This window comes from Streptomyces flavochromogenes (genome assembly GCF_000717595.1).
Classification (GTDB): Bacteria; Actinomycetota; Actinomycetes; order Streptomycetales; family Streptomycetaceae; genus Streptomyces; species Streptomyces flavochromogenes.
The window spans coordinates 16,983-32,719 of the sequence record NZ_JNZO01000030.1 but is presented as its reverse complement, the minus strand read 5'-3'; the positions used below and the strand labels follow the sequence as shown (position 1 = coordinate 32,719).

Below are 15,737 nucleotides of genomic sequence, written 5' to 3'. Positions count from 1 at the left end.
CCCGACCGGAGTCAAGGACCCTTCGCAGGACCACGGGAAGCACGGGAAGCCATGTCTGTCACAGTAGATGGGGACAAATCAGGATTGGTTCCGGGTCGAGTACGCCGGATTCTCCGCGGCCCCCGCCCCGAGAAGGTCCCCGCACTCGTCGGCACCGCCTGCACCCTGATCGGCCTCATCGACATCGCCGCCGGCGTCTTCCCCCGCTTCCGCGCCAGCCGCATGCACGCCATGGCAGAGGTCCTCCCCGGCACCCTCGGCCCCCTCTCCGCCGCCCTCTCCCTCAGCGCCGGCGTCCTCCTGCTGCTCCTCGCCCACGGACTCAAGCGACACAAGCGCCGCGCCTGGCGCGCCGCCGTCGTCCTCCTCCCCCTCGGCGCCGCCGCCCAGTTCGTCTGGCGCCACTCCGTCCTCGGCGCCCTCCTCTCCCTCGTACTCCTCACACTCCTCCTGCGCCACCGCAGCGAGTTCGCCGCCCTGCCCGACCCCCGCAGCCGCTGGCGCGCACTCGCCAACTTCGTCCTCATGGGCGCCGGATCCATCGCCCTCGGCCTCGTCATCGTCAGCGCCCACCCGCGCCGCGTCATCGGCGACCCCAGCCTCGCCGACCGCCTCGAACACGTCCTCTACGGACTCTTCGGCATCGAAGGCCCCGTCGGCTACAGCAACGGCGTCGACTGGACCGTCGGCTACTCCCTCGGCGCCCTCGGCATGCTCACCGCCCTGACCACCATCTACCTCGCCTTCCGCCCCGAGCACCCCGCCGCCCGCCTCACCGACGAGGACGAACTCCGGCTCCGCGCCCTCCTCGACCAGCACGGCGGCCGCGACTCCCTCGGCCACTTCGCACTCCGCCGCGACAAGGGCGTCGTCTTCTCACCCAGCGGAAAGGCCGCCGTCTGCTACCGCGTCGTCTCCGGCGTCATGCTCGCCAGCGGCGACCCCATCGGCGACGTCGAGGCCTGGCCCGGCGCCATCGAACGCTTCATGGACGAGGCCAAAGCCCACTCGTGGACCCCCGCCGTCATGGGCTGCTCCGAGACCGGCGGACAGGTCTGGACCCGCGAGACCGGCCTCGACGCCCTCGAACTCGGCGACGAGGCGGTCGTCGACGTCGCGGATTTCTCGCTCTCCGGACGCGCGATGCGCAACGTCCGCCAGATGGTCAAGCGCATCGAACGCAACGGCTACACCACCCGGGTCCGCCGCGTCCGTGACCTCGACGACGCCGAACTCGAACAGGTCCGCCGTGCCGCCGCCGACTGGCGCGGCACCGACACCGAGCGCGGCTTCTCCATGGCCCTCGGCCGCATCGGCGCACCCGGCGACGGCGACGCCGTGATAGCGACCGCCCACAAGACCGACGCGGGCGACGACCCGGACTCCGTCTACGGCGACCTCAAGGCGATCATCCACTTCGTCCCCTGGGGCCCCGACGGCATGTCCCTCGAACTCATGCGCCGCGACCGCTCCGCCGACCCCGGCATGAACGAGCTCCTCATCGTCGCCGCCCTCCAGGCCTCCCCCGCCCTCGGCATCGCGCGCGTGTCCCTCAACTTCGCCATGTTCCGCTCGGCCCTCGCCCGCGGCGAGAAGATCGGCGCCGGACCCGTCCTGCGCGTCTGGCGCGGACTCCTCGTCTTCCTCTCCCGCTGGTTCCAGATCGAGTCGCTGTACAAGTTCAACGCCAAGTTCCAGCCCCGCTGGGAACCCCGCTTCGTCGTCTACCGCAACAGCCGCGACCTCCCCCGCATCGGCTTCGCCGCCATGCAGGCCGAGGGCTTCGTGAACCTCGCACTGCCCCGCCCCTTCACCCGCAGGCGCCCCGCCCCGGCCCCGCGCCCCTGCGCCCACATCGTCCCCACCCCCTCCGAGCGCGAGGTCCGAGCGGCCTGATGCCGCCCCTGGGCCCTACGCTGGACACATGAGGACGACGATCGACCGGGGTACGGCCCGGGGCCTGCCGGAGTGGGACCGCTGCGCGGTCATGGGCGTGGTCAACGTGACCCCCGACTCCTTCTCCGACGGCGGCCGCTGGTTCGACACCACGGCCGCCGTCAAACACGGCCTCGACCTCGTCGCCGAAGGCGCCGACCTCGTCGACGTCGGCGGCGAGTCCACCCGGCCCGGTGCCAGCCGCGTCGACGAGGACGAAGAACTCCGCCGCGTCGTCCCCGTCGTCCGCGGCCTCGCCGCCGAAGGCGTCACCGTCTCCGTCGACACCATGCGCGCCCGCGTCGCCGCCCGCGCGGTCGAAGCCGGCGCCCTCCTCGTCAACGACGTCAGCGGCGGCCTCGCCGACCCCGGCATGGTCCCCGCCGTCGCCGCCGCCGAAGTCCCCTTCGTCGTCATGCACTGGCGCGGATTCAGCCAGGACATGAACAGCCTCGCCGTGTACGACGACGTCGTCACCGAAGTCGTCGGCGAACTCCGCACCCGCCTGGAGGCCGTCGTCGACGGCGGCCTCGACCCCGAACGCATCGTCGTCGACCCCGGCCTCGGCTTCGCCAAGCTCGCCCCCCACGACCTCGCCCTCGTCGCCCACCTCCCCGAGCTCCGCGCCCTCGGCCGCCCCCTCCTCGTCGCCGCCTCCCGCAAGCGATTCCTCGGCCACGTCCTCACCCGCGAAGGCGCCGCACCGCCCCCCGCACGCGAACGCGACGCCGCCACCGCCGCCGTCTCCGCCCTCGCCGCCCATGCGGGCGCGTGGGCCGTCCGCGTCCACGAGGTCAGGGCCACCGCCGACGCCGTACGGGTCGCGCGGGCCGTCGAGGGAGCCGCGTGAGCCTCAGCACCGACGAGGCGGCCGTCGAAGCCGCCAACACCGCCTTCTACGAGGCGATGGAGACCGGCGACTTCGACGGCGTCTCCGCACTCTGGCTCGACGACGGAGCCACCCCCATCACCTGCGTCCACCCCGGCTGGCCCGTCCTCGCCGGCCGCGGCGAAGTACTCCGCTCGTACGCCCTGATCATGGCGAACACCGAGTACATCCAGTTCTTCCTCACCGACCTCAAGATCTCCCTCGCCGGCCAGACCGCCGTCGTCACCTGCACCGAGAACATCCTGAGCGGCGGCCCGGCCGAGGACGGTGCCGAGCTGGGCCCCCTCGTCGGACAGCTCGTCGTCGCCACCAATGTGTTCCGCCACACACCCGACGGCTGGAGAATCTGGTCCCACCACGCCTCCCCGGTCCTCACGGACACCGAGGAAACACCGGACGAAGAGCCCGGCGGCGACACCCCGTGACCACCCCGCCACCCGCCCTCCGGACCCGCCCACAGCCCCCGTGGGCAAGCTCTGTCGGTCCCCGCAGGTAGATTCGAGGCTGGACACCCGGCCGTCCGCACCCGGCTGCGTGGCCACCGAACTACGACAGCAGGAGTGATTCGCGTGGATCGTGTCGCGCTGCGCGGCCTCAAGGCCCGGGGCCACCACGGCGTCTTCCCCAAGGAGCGCGAGGAGGGCCAGACCTTCATCGTGGACCTGGTCCTCGGCCTGGACACCCGCCCGGCGGCCGCCGACGACGACCTGTCCAAGACCGTGCACTACGGGATCGTCGCCGAAGAGGTCGTCGACGTCGTCCAGGGCGAGCCCGTCGACCTCATCGAAACGCTCGCCGAGCGCATCGCACAGCAATGCCTCAGCCACGCCGGGGTACAAGAGGTGGAGGTCGTCGTCCACAAGCCGGACGCGCCCATCACCGTGCCGTTCGACGACGTGACCATCACGATCACCCGGAGCCGACGATGAAGCCGATGCAGAGCGACCCCACCGTCCAGCCCGTACCGGCCTCCGTCGTCGCCACCGTCGACGCCGCCGACACGACGCTGTCCAACCCGCGCTGGGCCGTCGTGGCCCTCGGCGCCAACCTCGGCAACCGCCTGGAGACCCTCCAGGGGGCCGTCGACGCCCTCGCGGACACCCCCGGCCTCCGGGTCAAGGCCGTCTCCCCCGTGTACGAGACGGAGCCCTGGGGCGTCGAGCCCGACACCCAGCCCTCGTACTTCAACGCCGTCGCGCTCGTGAAGACGACACTGCCGCCCTCCTCCCTCCTGGAGCGGGCCCACGCCGTCGAGGAAGCCTTCCACCGCGTCCGCGAGGAGCGCTGGGGCGCCCGCACCATCGACGTCGACATCGTCGCCTACGCGGACGTGATCTCCGAGGACCCCGTCCTCACCCTCCCCCACCCCCGCGCCCACCAGCGCACCTTCGTCCTCGCCCCCTGGCACGACGTGGACCCCGAGGCCCAGCTCCCCGGCCACGGCACCGTCGCCGCGCTCCTCACCGCCCTCGGCGACGAAGGCATCGCCCGACGCACCGATCTGGAACTCCGTCTGCCCGAGTAGTCGTTACGCTTCGTGACAGACCACACAGCGGACCACGACCGACGACCAGGAGAAGGACACCCGGTGAAACAACTGCGGCTGAAGGTGCTCGCCGGACTGTTCCTCGTGGCCGGAATCCTCTCCTGGGGCGCCGCGCGGCTCTGGGACGCGGTCGGCACCCTGCCCAGCGTGCCGATCGCCGCGCCCATCGTCCTCACCGTGATCGCGGCCGTCCTCACCGCGACCGCCCTCTCGATCCGCGTCCGCCTCAAGGCCCAGCGCGAGCGCCGCCCCGGCGCCAAGGGCGTCGAACCCCTGATGGCGGCCCGCGCGGTGGTCTTCGGCCAGGCCAGCGCCCTGGTGGCCGCCCTCGTCGCCGGCATGTACGGCGGCACGGGCGTCTTCCTCCTCGGCTCCCTCGACGTCCCGGCCCGCCGCGACCAGGCCCTCTACGCGGCCTTCTCGGTCGTGGCGGGCATCGCCGTCATCGCGGCCGCCCTCTTCCTGGAGCGCGTCTGCAAGCTCCCGGAGGACGACGACGAGGGCCCGGGCAAGGCCCGCGTCTAGAGTTCCCCGTCCGGCCCGCTCTCCCCCGCCCGGCGCACAGGCCGCGGTGGTCACGCCGCCGAGCGCGCCCCATACCGATCCCCTGTGGTCAGCGATCTCCACTGATCGGGACCGGTATGGAGCAAGGCGGCCAGTCCGCTCCTAACGGGCCATTATCAGGGACATGGCCTCGGCACGGGTGGTCGCGTCACGAAGTTGCCCGCGTACCGCCGAGGTCGTCGTCTTGGCGCCCGGCTTGCGGACACCACGCAGCGTCATGCACATGTGCTCGGCCTCGATGACGACGATCGCGCCGCGCGCCTCCAGGATCTCCATGAGCGAATCGGCGATCTGCGTCGTCAGGCGCTCCTGAACCTGCGGGCGGCGGGCGAAAACGTCGACGAGGCGAGCCAGCTTCGACAACCCGGTGATCTTGCCCGATTCGGCAGGAATGTACCCGATGTGAGCCACACCATGGAAGGGCAGCAAATGGTGCTCACAGGTGGCCATCAGCTCGATGTCCTTCACCAGGACCATCTCGTCGTGCCCGAGGTCGAACGTCGTCGTGAGGACCTCTTCGGGCGTCTGCCACAGCCCTGCGAACAGCTCTTTGTACGCGCGCGCCACGCGCGCCGGCGTCTCCTTGAGCCCCTCGCGGTCCGGGTCCTCACCGACCGCGATGAGGAGCTCCCGTACGGCGTTCTCGGCGCGCTTCTCGTCGTACTCGCCGATCGTGCCCTCGCCGTCCAGCGTCACCGGGTCGGTCATCTGTGCCTCGTTCCGTCTGAACCGATACGCGAAATGCCGCGCCCTCACAGGCTAAAACCTGTGAGGGCGCGGCATCCATTCCGGGTCGACCGAGAGGTCAGTCCTCCGGGGTGTCCACCGGGGCGATCTCGATGCCCTTCGTGGTGTCGACCGCAGGGGCCGCCGAGCCGTTCGCCGTGTTCGTCAGGGCGAGCTCCTTGGGGGAGAGCACCGGCGGACGCGTGGACGGGGTACGGCGGGAGGAGCCGGTCCAGGCCGGGCGGGCCGGGCGCTTGACGATGGGGGTGAAGATCTCGGCGATCTCCTCCTTGCCCAGCGTCTCCTTCTCCAGGAGGGCGAGGACCAGGTTGTCGAGGACGTCACGGTTCTCGACGAGGATCTCCCAGGCCTCGTTGTGCGCGGTCTCGATGAGCTTCTTGACCTCTTCGTCGACCAGCGCCGCGACCTCTTCCGAGTAGTCGCGCTGGTGCGCCATCTCACGGCCGAGGAAGGGCTCGGTGTTGTCGCCACCGAACTTGATCGCGCCGAGACGCTCGGTCATGCCGTACTGGGTGACCATCGCGCGGGCCGTGGCCGTGGCCTTCTCGATGTCGTTGGCGGCGCCGGTGGTCGGGTCGTGGAAGACCAGTTCCTCCGCCGCACGGCCGCCCAGCATGTACGCCAGCTGGTCGAGCATCTCGTTGCGGGTGGTCGAGTACTTGTCCTCGTCCGGCAGGACCATCGTGTAGCCCAGGGCGCGGCCGCGGGACAGGATGGTGATCTTGTGGACGGGGTCGGAGTTCGGCGAGGCCGCGGCGACGAGGGCGTGGCCGCCCTCGTGGTACGCGGTGATCTTCTTCTCCTTGTCCGACATGATCCGGGTCCGCTTCTGCGGGCCCGCGACCACTCGGTCGATCGCCTCGTCCAGTGCCGAGTTGTCGATCAGCTTCTGGTCGCTGCGGGCGGTGAGGAGCGCCGCCTCGTTGAGGACGTTGGAAAGGTCCGCGCCGGTGAAGCCGGGGGTGCGTCGGGCGACGGCGCCGAGGTCGACGTCCGGTGCGACCGGCTTGCCCTTCTGGTGGACCTTGAGGATCTCCAGGCGGCCCTGCATGTCCGGGCGGTCGACGGCGATCTGCCGGTCGAAGCGTCCGGGACGCAGGAGGGCGGGGTCGAGGATGTCCGGGCGGTTCGTGGCGGCGATCAGGATGACGCCGCCCTTCACGTCGAAGCCGTCCATCTCGACGAGCAGCTGGTTGAGCGTCTGCTCGCGCTCGTCGTGGCCGCCGCCGAGGCCGGCACCGCGGTGGCGTCCGACGGCGTCGATCTCGTCGACGAAGACGATGGCGGGCGCGTTGGCCTTGGCCTGCTCGAAGAGGTCGCGGACCCGGGAGGCGCCGACACCGACGAACATCTCGACGAAGTCGGAGCCGGAGATCGAGTAGAACGGGACCCCGGCTTCGCCGGCGACGGCGCGCGCGAGGAGCGTCTTGCCGGTTCCGGGCGGGCCGTAGAGCAGGACGCCCTTGGGGATCTTGGCGCCGACGGCCTGGAACTTCGCCGGCTCCTGGAGGAACTCCTTGATCTCGTGGAGTTCCTCGACGGCCTCGTCCGAGCCCGCGACGTCGGCGAAGGTGGTCTTCGGCGTGTCCTTGGTGATGAGCTTGGCCTTGGACTTGCCGAACTGCATGACGCGGGAGCCGCCGCCCTGCATCTGGTTCATCAGGAAGAGGAAGACGACCACGATGAGGACGAAGGGGAGGAGGGAGAGCAGGATCGAGACGAAGGGCGACTGCTTCGTCGGGGAGACGGTGTAGCCCTTCTCGATCTGCCCGGCCTCGAACTTCTCCTGCAGCTTGTCCGCGACGTCGACGCCCTGGGAGCCGATGTAGCTGGCCTGGACCTTGCTGCTGTTGTCGATCTTCTGACCGTCGACGAGCTCGATCTTGATGATCTGCTCGTCACCGGTGGTGACCTTTGCCTGCTTGACCTGGTTCTTGTCGATCGCCTGGACGACCTTGCCGGTGTCCACCGTCTTGTAGCCCTCGGACGAGCCGACGACCTGCATCAGCACGACCACGGCGAGGACGGCCAGCACGATCCACATGACCGGCCCACGGAAGTATCGCTTCACGTCCATCCATACGGAGCGAGAACGCCCCGTCCCTCCTGCCCGTAGGAAAATGCTGCTGTGAGAGCTGCTGTGTGAAAAAGCTGTTCTTCGGACGGTACCTCAGCATCGTCGCCCGCGACCGCCTTCCCGTGGTTCAACGGGGGGAAGGCGGTGCGGGTTCCCCGTACGGCTCGGGTGTTCAGCCGCCGTAGACGTGCGGGGCGAGCGTGCCGACGAACGGAAGGTTCCGGTACTTCTCGGCGTAGTCGAGGCCGTAGCCCACGACGAACTCGTTGGGGATGTCGAAACCGATCCACTTGACGTCGATCGCGACCTTCGCGGCCTCGGGCTTGCGCAGCAGGGTGCAGACCTCGAGCGAGGCGGGCTCGCGCGAGCCGAGGTTCGACAGCAGCCAGGACAGCGTCAGGCCGGAGTCGATGATGTCCTCGACGATCAGGACGTGCTTGCCCTTGATGTCGGTGTCGAGGTCCTTGAGGATTCTGACGACGCCCGAGGACTGGGTGCCGGCGCCGTAGGAGGACACGGCCATCCAGTCCATGGTGACGGGGGTGGAAAGGGCGCGAGCCAGATCCGCCATCACCATCACCGCGCCCTTGAGGACGCCGACGATGAGCAGGTCCTTGCCCGCGTATTCCGCGTCGATCTTCGCGGCCAGCTCTGCCAGCTTGGCGTCGATCTCTTCCTTGGTGATGAGCACCGACTGGAGGTCGGTGCCCATGTCCTTCTCGTTCACCCGGGTCACTTTCGTTGCAGCGTGCGTCAGCCTTGCCGGATGACCAGTCTGCCACCCTGGCGGCGCGCTTCGACGCGGCCGGGCAGGTTGATGGCCCCCTGGCCGCGCCAGCCGGTGATGAGCCGGTCGACTTCTTCGATGTGGCGGGCGAAGAGCGAGCCGGCGGGTGCGCCCTCGGCGATGACGGCGCGGCGCAGGACGCGGCGGCGTACGGCGGGGGGCAGTCCGTGGAGCTTGGCGCACTCCAGGGCGCCCGCCTCGTCGCGTACGCGGGTCTCGGCGTCGGCGGCCCAGGTGTCGAGGGCGTCGGCGTCGTCGCGGGAGAGCTGGGCCGTTCGGGCGAGGGCTTCGACGACGCCTTTGCCGAGGGCTTTCTCGAGGGCGGGGAGGCCCTCGTGGCGGAGCCTGGAGCGGGTGTAGGCGGGGTCGCTGTTGTGAGGGTCGTCCCAGACGGCGAGTTCTTGTGCGACGCAGGCCTTGCGGACGGTCTGGCGGTCGAGCTGGAGGAAGGGGCGCCGGTAGCGGCCGGAGGCGCCGGAGATCGCGGCCATGCCGGAGAGCGAGCGGATGCCGGAGCCGCGGGCGAGCCCGAGCAGGACGGTTTCCGCTTGGTCGTCGCGGGTGTGGCCGAGGAGGATCGCGGCGGCTCCGTGGCGTTCGGCGGCGGCGTCGAGGGCCGTGTACCGCGCGTCGCGTGCGGCGGCCTCGGGGCCTCCTTCGCGGCCGACGGTGACGGCGACGGCCTCGGAGGGGGTGAGGCCGAGGGCGGTCATGCGCGCGACGACCTCGCCCGCGCGGGTGTCGGAGCCGTTCTGGAGTCCGTGGTCGACGGTGATGCCGCCGGCGCGCACGGGAAGCTTGCGGGCCTCGAAGGCGAGGGCGGAGGCGAGCGCCATGGAGTCGGCGCCTCCGGAGCAGGCGACGAGCACGAGGGGGGTGTGTGCGTCGCGTGCGGGGGCGGGGTCGGTCTGGTGCTCGGTGAGGACGTCGTGGAGTACGCGGCGGACCGCCAGGCGTATCGCCGCGACCGCAGGATGGGGACCCATGTCCGGTGCCCTTCGTGAATGGGGTGGGGTGCCTCGGTCGGAGTCTTAACGGTCGGAAAGGGGGTTTCGGTCACTCAGAGTGCGTCGATGGTGACAGAAACCCGGCCGTTACCCGAGCATTGCACGCCTCACCCCATGCCCAGGGTCCCTCGGATGGGTGATTGGTGGGGTGTTCCGACGTGTTCCTGTGCCGTGTGCCGCACCTGTCTCACGAGTCTGCCTTACGGTGCACCCTCGCGATCCAGTCGGCGGGGGCGGCGATCTCGGTCTTGGTGGGGAGCGTGTTGGGCGAGGTCCAGACGCGGTTGAAACCGTCCATGCCGACCTGGTCGACGACGGCGCGGACGAAGCGCTCGCCGTCGCGGTACTGGCGGAGCTTGGCGTCGAGGCCGAGCAGTTTGCGCAGGGCGAGGTCGAGGCGGGAGGCGCCGCGGGCGCGGCGCTCCTTGAACTTCTCGCGGATCTCGGCGACGGAGGGGACGACCTGGGGTCCTACGCCGTCCATGACGTAGTCGGCGTGGCCTTCGAGGAGGGACATGACGGCGGTGAGGCGGCCGAGGATCTCGCGCTGTTCGGGGGTCTGGACGAGTTCGACGAGGGAGGGGGTGGGTTCGCCCTCCTCGCCTTCGGGGCGGCCGCCGGCGAGGGTCTGGGCTGCCTCGCGGAGGCGTTCGACGACGGTGCCGGGGTCGACGTCGGTGGCGGCGAGGAACGACTGGATTTCGCCCTGGAGGTGGTCGCGGAGCCAGGGGACGCCGGTGAACTGGGTGCGGTGGGTCTCCTCGTGGAGGCAGACCCAGAGCCGGAAGTCGTGCGGGGAGACTTCGAGTTCGCGTTCGACGTGGACGATGTTGGGCGCGACCAGGAGGAGGCGTCCGCCGCCGTTGCTGCCGGCGGGGAGGTCGCGGGTGGCGGGGGCGAAGGTCTCGTACTGGCCGAGGATGCGGGAGGCGAGGAAGGACAGCAGCATGCCGAGTTCGACACCGGTGACCTTGCCGCCGACGGCGCCGAGGACGGCGTTGCCGGGGGTGGTGGAGCGGCGGTCCTGCATCTTGCCGAGGAGCGGGGTGAGGAGCTCGCGGAAGCCGGCGACGTTGGCCTTGATCCAGCCGGCGCGGTCGACGACGAGGACGGGTGTGTCGTGGGGCTCCACGCCTTCGGGGATCATCCGGGTGTAGGCCCGGACGTGTTCCTCCGAGGCCTTGGCGTGCTTGCGGAGTTCGGCGACGACCTCGCGGGCCTCGTCGCGGCTGACTTCGGGTCCGGGCCGCACGAGGCGGGTCGCGGTCGCGACCGCGAGGTTCCAGTCGACCATCCCGGATGTGCCTGCGCCACCGATGCTCGTCATGCGTCAACCGTACGGTCTCGAAGGCTGTTCGGGGTGGGTTCGGGACGGCTTCCGTGCGGGTCGGGGCGGTGTCGGTGCCGGGAGGGGTGGTGGTCAGCCCTGTGAGGCGAGGGCCGCGGAGAGCCGGTCGAGGGCGGGCTGTGCCTCGTACGGGGAGAGGGTGCTGCCGGCGAGGAACGCGAAGGCGAGGAGGCGTCCGTCGGCGGTGACGACGGTCCCGGCGAGGGTGTTGACGCCCGTCAGGGTGCCCGTCTTGGCGCGGACGAGTCCGGCGCCCTCGGTGGCGGGTGCGGTGTCGAAGCGGCCGGCGAGGGTGCCGGTGAAGCCGCCGACGGGCAGTCCGGTGAGGAGGGGGCGCAGGGCGGGGCGGGCGGGGTCGGCCGCTCGGGTGAGGAGTCCGGTGAGCAGAGTGGCGGAGACGCGGTCGCGGCGGTCGAGTCCGCTGCCGTCGGCGAAGCGGGCGCCGACGACGGGGAGGCCGAGTCGGGCGAGTTCGTCCCGGACGGCCTGGGCGGCGCCCTCGAAGCTCGCGGGCTTCTTGCGGGCGAGGGCGGTCTGCCGGGCGAGGGCTTCGGCGAGGTCGTTGTCGCTGTGGGTGAGGGTGTGCTCGACGAGGTCGGAGAGGGGGGCGGAGTACGTGCGGGCGAGGGGGGCGGCCTTGGGGGTGCGGCCGGGGGCCGGGTCGCCGGTGATCTTGATGCCGGCCGCGGTGAGGTGGCCGGCGAAGGCGGTGGCGGTGTCGCCCGCGGGGTCGCCGGTGCGGGGCGCGGGTCCGCTCGCGCTGTCGTCGAGGCGTCCTTCGTCGGTCATGAGGGCGACGACGGGGGCGATGTTCTCGTTGGGGCCGATGGGGTGGATCGAGGGGCCCTGGTAGAGGTTCGTGTCGTAGGTGAGGCGGACGGAGGTGTGGCCGTGCGCGGTGAGGGCGCGGGCGGTGTCGGCGGCGAGGGTCTTGAGGCGGGCCGGGTCGAGTGTGGGGTCGCCGCCGCCGGTGAGGGTGACGGTGCGCCCGTCGGGGGCGGCGGTGACGGTGGTGGCGATGCGGTGGTCGGGGCCGAGGGCGGAGAGCGCCGCCGCGGAGGTGGCGATCTTGACCGTGGACGCGGGGGTCATGGGGGTGCCGGCGCCCTCGCCGTACAGCTGCTTGCCGGTGGCGGTGTCGACGACGGACGCGGTGCGCAGCGGACCGAGGCCGGGGTCGGCGAGGAGCGGTACGAGGAGGGCGGCGAGGTCCGCGGGGCGGCCGGCGGGGGCCGGGGCGTGCAGGGCGGTGAGGACGCCGGGGGCGCTCGGGGCGGGCGCGGGGGGTGGGGCGTGACGCGCGCCACCCGCCGCCGGGGCGGCGGCGCGGGCCCGCTCCGCCGTACGCTGACCCGAGTCCCACGGCCCGGCCGCGGTCACCGCCACGGCGGCCAGGGCCAGTCCGAGGGCGGCGGAGCCCGCCGTGAGCTGCCACATCCTCGGCTCGGGCATTGCTGACCAGCCCCTTTCGCGATCACACACGTGCGTGAGGGACACTTAATCACCGCGCGTCGTCGCGAGCATTCAGTTGTGTTGATTCAGGAGGAGCCACCCGTGGAGTTCGACGTTCTCATCGAGATCCCCAAGGGATCGCGTAACAAGTACGAGGTCGACCACGAGACGGGTCGCATCCGTCTGGACCGTCGTCTGTTCACGTCGACGGCCTACCCGACCGACTACGGCTACGTCGAGAACACCCTCGGGGAGGACGGCGACCCGCTGGACGCGCTCGTCATCCTCGACGAGCCCACCTTCCCGGGCTGCCTGATCAAGTGCCGTGCGATCGGCATGTTCCGTATGACGGACGAGGCGGGCGGCGACGACAAGCTGCTGTGCGTTCCGGCGACGGACCCGCGCATGGAGCACCTGCGGGACATCCACCACGTGGCGGAGTTCGACCGCCTGGAGATCCAGCACTTCTTCGAGGTCTACAAGGACCTGGAGCCGGGCAAGTCGGTCGAGGGCGCCGACTGGGTCGGTCGCGCCGAGGCCGAGGAAGAGATCGAGAAGTCGTACGCGCGCGCCAAGGAGCAGGGCGGCCACTGAGCCGGTTCTGGTGTGAGCGTGTGAAGGCGGTGCACCCGTTGGGTGCACCGCCTTTCGCACATCCATCGCACGCTCATACTGGAATTCACGGTTCCCAGGGAGTGAGGCGGACAGAGTGGTGGCGGAGCCGGACGGCTCGAAGGACGATCCGGAGGACGGCACGGCGGACGGTTCGGAGGACGGCACGGCGGACGGTTCGGCAGCGGTCCCCGAGGACGCTCCGGCGGACTCTCCGGAGGATCGGAAGCCGGTGTCGGACGAGGCGCGGAGCGCTTTCGTGCCGCCGGTCGGGGTGGAGCAGCCCGCGCCGCCGGAGGAGGAGCACCCGACCTCCGAGTTCGCCCTTCCCCCGGGGCTGACGACGGAGCCGCCGGCCGAGCCGGAGGGTTCGGCGTTCGCTCCGCCCGCCACGTACTCGGTCAAGAACTCGCCGCCCGCCTTCACTCCGGCGTACGGGGTGCCCCTGGTGCGGCTCTCGCAGAACGCGCCGTGGCAGGACCGGATGCGGACCATGCTGCGGCTGCCGGTGGGTGAGCGGCCGGTGCCGGAGGCGCCGCGCAAGGAGGACGAGAGCGGTCCCTCTGTGCCGCGTGTGCTCGACCTGACCCTGCGTATCGGCGAGCTGCTGCTCGCGGGCGGGGAGGGCGCCGAGGACGTCGAGGCGGCGATGTTCGCGATCTGCCGCTCGTACGGTCTGGACCGGGTCGAGCCGACGGTGACGTTCACCCTGTTGTCCGTCACGTACCAGCCGTCGCTCGTGGACGACCCGATCACGGCGAACCGGACGGTACGGCGCCGGGGCACGGACTACACGCGGCTCGCGGCGGTGTACACGCTGCTCGCGGACATCAACGCTCGGGCGCACGAGGTGACGCCCGAGGAGGCGTACGGGCGGCTCGCGGAGATACGGCGCAACCGGCACCCGTATCCCGGCTGGGTCCTGACGGGGGCGGCGGGCGTGCTCGCCGGCGCGGCCTCGGTGCTTCTGGGCGGCGGCCCGACGGTGTTCTTCGTGGCGGCGCTGGGCGCGGTGCTCGGCGACAGGCTGGCGTGGCTGTTCGCCGGGCGCGGGATGCCGGAGTTCTACCAGTTCCTGGTGGCGGCGATGCCGCCGGCGGCGATGGGGGTGCTCCTGACGATGCTGCACGCCGATCTGCGGCCGTCGGCGGTGATCACCGGTGGTCTGTTCGCGCTGATCCCGGGGCGGGCGCTCGTGGCGGCGGTGCAGGACGGTCTGACCGGCTTCTACATCACGGCCTCGGCCCGGCTCCTGGAGGTCGCGTACTTCTTCGTCGCGATCGTGGTGGGCGTGCTGTCGGTCCTGTACATCGCCGTGCAGTTCGACGCGCAGCTGAACCCCGAGGGCGCGCTGCAGGCGGTGGAGCGGCCGGTGACGCAGATCCTGGCGTCGATGGTGCTGTGCGCGACCTTCGCGATCCTGTTGCAGCAGTCGCGGGCGACGGTGCTCTTCGCGACGCTGAACGGCGGGGTGGCGTGGGTGATCTACGCGTCGATAGCGGTGACCGCGGAGGGGTCGACGGTCATGGCGACGGCGGTGGCCGCGGGTCTGGTGGGCCTCTTCGGCCAGCTGATCGCCCGCTACGAGCACACCTCGTCGCTGCCGTACGTGACGGCGGCGATCGGCCCGCTGCTGCCCGGTTCGGCGACGTACTTCGGGGTGCTCGCCATTGCCCAGAACAACCTGGACCAGGGCTTCGCCTCGCTGGCGAAGGCGGCGGCCCTGGCACTGGCGATCGCGATCGGGGTGAACCTGGGAGGCGAGCTCGCCCGCCTCTTCATGCAGGCGCCCGGCGCCGCCGCGGCCCGTCGTGCGGCCAAGCGGACCAGGGGCTTCTAGCGGGGCGGGGCCGGGGTCTCCGGCCGGACACGGGAAGGGCCCCGCACGGTGTGCGGGGCCCTTCCGGCGCTTCGAACGGGTCCGGGTCAGCGCTTGGCGTGCCGGCCGCGGGGCGGGTTGGGGGTGCCGGGGGCGTCGTGGTCACCAGGGGTGTGGTGGTCGTCGTGGTCGCCGCCCGCGGCCTGTGCCTTCTTCGACTGGGAGCGGGCCCGGAGGTACTCGATCACGATCGGGACCACGGAGAGGAGGACGATCCCGACGAGAATCATCTCGATGTGCTTGTGCACGAATTCGATCTTGCCGAGGGAGGCGCCGAGCAGGGTCACGCCCGCGCCCCAGAGCACACCGCCGATGATGTTGTACGTGATGAAAAGGCGGTAGTTCATGCGGCTGACGCCGGCGATGATCGGCGTGAACGTCCGCACGATGGGGACGAAGCGGGCCAGGATCAGCGACTTCGGGCCGTGCTTCTCGAAGAACTCGTGCGCCTTCTCGACGTTCTCCTGCTTGAAGAGCTTCGAGTCGGGGCGCTTGAAGAGGGACGGGCCGACCTTGCGTCCGAAGAGGTACCCGACCTGGTCGCCGAGGACCGCCGCGGCCACGATCAGCGTGCACATCAGCCACAGCGGCATGTCCAGCTTGCCGGTCGTGATCAGCAGGCCGGTGGTGAAGAGCAGTGAGTCGCCGGGCAGGAAGAACCCGATGAGGAGGCCGGACTCGGCGAAGACAATGGCCAGGACACCGATCGGACCAAAGGTCTGAATCAGATAGTCCGGGTCCAACCAGCTCGGTCCGAGGGCAAGCGTGTTCACGGGTTCCGGGCTCCTGCGGTCGGGGGGGACATGGGGGACGGCTGGCCCCAAGCTATCAACGTGAGTCGAACGCGCCCGGTTCCACCCGGGGTCCACAGGATGCGGAGAGGGCCCGCGCCCC

Annotated in this window: 15 protein-coding genes; 8 read left to right on the top strand and 7 right to left on the bottom strand. The window is 70.9% G+C overall.

Features of this window, described 5'->3' with window-relative positions; all coding sequences use genetic code 11:
* The first annotated feature begins 51 nt into the window (after window positions 1-51).
* The 6 genes from IF00_RS0132055 to IF00_RS0132030 all read left to right on the top strand — a co-directional run bounded on the left by IF00_RS0132055 (window position 52) and on the right by IF00_RS0132030 (window position 4,895).
* Window positions 52-1,896: a phosphatidylglycerol lysyltransferase domain-containing protein gene (locus IF00_RS0132055; protein WP_030324152.1), complete on the top strand. Its 1,845-nt coding sequence runs from the start codon at window positions 52-54 to the stop codon at window positions 1,894-1,896.
* 28 nt (window positions 1,897-1,924) lie between these two features.
* Window positions 1,925-2,785: a dihydropteroate synthase gene (folP, locus tag IF00_RS0132050; RefSeq protein ID WP_030324150.1), complete on the top strand. Its 861-nt coding sequence runs from the start codon at window positions 1,925-1,927 to the stop codon at window positions 2,783-2,785.
* Window positions 2,782-3,249, top strand: a complete 468-nt coding sequence (locus IF00_RS0132045) for a nuclear transport factor 2 family protein (protein ID WP_030324143.1) — start codon at window positions 2,782-2,784, stop codon at window positions 3,247-3,249. Before folP ends, IF00_RS0132045 begins: the two co-directional genes overlap by 4 nt.
* 144 nt (window positions 3,250-3,393) lie before the next feature.
* Window positions 3,394-3,753 carry a dihydroneopterin aldolase gene (gene folB, locus IF00_RS0132040; RefSeq protein WP_030324141.1) on the top strand — a complete coding sequence of 120 codons (360 nt, stop codon included), beginning with the start codon at window positions 3,394-3,396 and terminating at the stop codon, window positions 3,751-3,753.
* Window positions 3,750-4,349, top strand: a complete 600-nt coding sequence (folK, locus tag IF00_RS0132035) for a 2-amino-4-hydroxy-6-hydroxymethyldihydropteridine diphosphokinase (RefSeq protein ID WP_030324136.1) — start codon at window positions 3,750-3,752, stop codon at window positions 4,347-4,349. Before folB ends, folK begins: the two co-directional genes overlap by 4 nt.
* A gap of 63 nt (window positions 4,350-4,412) precedes the next feature.
* The gene (locus IF00_RS0132030; protein WP_030324135.1) at window positions 4,413-4,895 is read left to right on the top strand and encodes a DUF3180 domain-containing protein; all 483 of its coding nucleotides are present in this window, start codon (window positions 4,413-4,415) and stop codon (window positions 4,893-4,895) included.
* Window positions 4,896-5,036: 141 nt separating this feature from the next.
* Here IF00_RS0132030 and folE read toward each other — a convergent pair whose 3' ends face one another.
* The 6 genes from folE to dacB form a co-directional block, all read right to left on the bottom strand.
* Window positions 5,037-5,642 carry a GTP cyclohydrolase I FolE gene (gene folE / locus IF00_RS0132025; protein ID WP_030324133.1) on the bottom strand — a complete coding sequence of 202 codons (606 nt, stop codon included), beginning with the start codon at window positions 5,640-5,642 and terminating at the stop codon, window positions 5,037-5,039.
* A 97-nt stretch (window positions 5,643-5,739) separates the two neighbouring features.
* A complete protein-coding gene (ftsH, locus tag IF00_RS0132020; RefSeq protein ID WP_030324131.1) occupies window positions 5,740-7,758 on the bottom strand; it encodes an ATP-dependent zinc metalloprotease FtsH in 2,019 nt (672 codons plus the stop codon).
* A 172-nt stretch (window positions 7,759-7,930) separates the two neighbouring features.
* Window positions 7,931-8,470 carry a hypoxanthine phosphoribosyltransferase gene (gene hpt / locus IF00_RS0132015; protein ID WP_030219931.1) on the bottom strand — a complete coding sequence of 180 codons (540 nt, stop codon included), beginning with the start codon at window positions 8,468-8,470 and terminating at the stop codon, window positions 7,931-7,933.
* Window positions 8,471-8,511: 41 nt separating this feature from the next.
* On the bottom strand, window positions 8,512-9,531 hold the full coding sequence (gene tilS, locus IF00_RS0132010) for a tRNA lysidine(34) synthetase TilS (RefSeq protein ID WP_030324129.1): 1,020 nt from the start codon (window positions 9,529-9,531) through the stop codon (window positions 8,512-8,514).
* A 208-nt stretch (window positions 9,532-9,739) separates the two neighbouring features.
* Window positions 9,740-10,879 carry a zinc-dependent metalloprotease gene (locus IF00_RS0132005; protein ID WP_030324127.1) on the bottom strand — a complete coding sequence of 380 codons (1,140 nt, stop codon included), beginning with the start codon at window positions 10,877-10,879 and terminating at the stop codon, window positions 9,740-9,742.
* 93 nt (window positions 10,880-10,972) lie between these two features.
* Window positions 10,973-12,352: a D-alanyl-D-alanine carboxypeptidase/D-alanyl-D-alanine endopeptidase gene (gene dacB / locus IF00_RS0132000; RefSeq protein ID WP_030324125.1), complete on the bottom strand. Its 1,380-nt coding sequence runs from the start codon at window positions 12,350-12,352 to the stop codon at window positions 10,973-10,975.
* A 102-nt stretch (window positions 12,353-12,454) separates the two neighbouring features.
* On the opposite strand from dacB, the gene IF00_RS0131995 reads away from it, so the two are divergent.
* Window positions 12,455-12,946, top strand: coding sequence for an inorganic diphosphatase (locus tag IF00_RS0131995; RefSeq protein WP_024758444.1), 492 nt, complete (start codon window positions 12,455-12,457; stop codon window positions 12,944-12,946).
* Window positions 12,947-13,061: 115 nt separating this feature from the next.
* A complete protein-coding gene (locus tag IF00_RS0131990; protein ID WP_425338352.1) occupies window positions 13,062-14,804 on the top strand; it encodes a threonine/serine exporter family protein in 1,743 nt (580 codons plus the stop codon).
* A gap of 86 nt (window positions 14,805-14,890) precedes the next feature.
* Here IF00_RS0131990 and IF00_RS0131985 read toward each other — a convergent pair whose 3' ends face one another.
* Window positions 14,891-15,616 carry a DedA family protein gene (locus tag IF00_RS0131985; RefSeq protein ID WP_030324121.1) on the bottom strand — a complete coding sequence of 242 codons (726 nt, stop codon included), beginning with the start codon at window positions 15,614-15,616 and terminating at the stop codon, window positions 14,891-14,893.
* Between the last annotated feature and the right edge of the window lie 121 nt (window positions 15,617-15,737).

What these genes read in the sequence shown, in the direction of transcription:
- ftsH (WP_030324131.1), bottom strand. Translation starts at nt 7,758, where the DNA reads ATGGACGTGAAGCGATACTTCCGTGGGCCGGTCATGTGGATCGTGCTG.
- folK (WP_030324136.1), top strand. Translation starts at nt 3,750, where the DNA reads ATGAAGCCGATGCAGAGCGACCCCACCGTCCAGCCCGTACCGGCCTCC.
- dacB (WP_030324125.1), bottom strand. Translation starts at nt 12,352, where the DNA reads ATGCCCGAGCCGAGGATGTGGCAGCTCACGGCGGGCTCCGCCGCCCTC.
- folE (WP_030324133.1), bottom strand. Translation starts at nt 5,642, where the DNA reads ATGACCGACCCGGTGACGCTGGACGGCGAGGGCACGATCGGCGAGTAC.
- folP (WP_030324150.1), top strand. Translation starts at nt 1,925, where the DNA reads ATGAGGACGACGATCGACCGGGGTACGGCCCGGGGCCTGCCGGAGTGG.
- IF00_RS0132005 (WP_030324127.1), bottom strand. Translation starts at nt 10,879, where the DNA reads ATGACGAGCATCGGTGGCGCAGGCACATCCGGGATGGTCGACTGGAAC.
- tilS (WP_030324129.1), bottom strand. Translation starts at nt 9,531, where the DNA reads ATGGGTCCCCATCCTGCGGTCGCGGCGATACGCCTGGCGGTCCGCCGC.
- IF00_RS0132055 (WP_030324152.1), top strand. Translation starts at nt 52, where the DNA reads ATGTCTGTCACAGTAGATGGGGACAAATCAGGATTGGTTCCGGGTCGA.
- hpt (WP_030219931.1), bottom strand. Translation starts at nt 8,470, where the DNA reads ATGGGCACCGACCTCCAGTCGGTGCTCATCACCAAGGAAGAGATCGAC.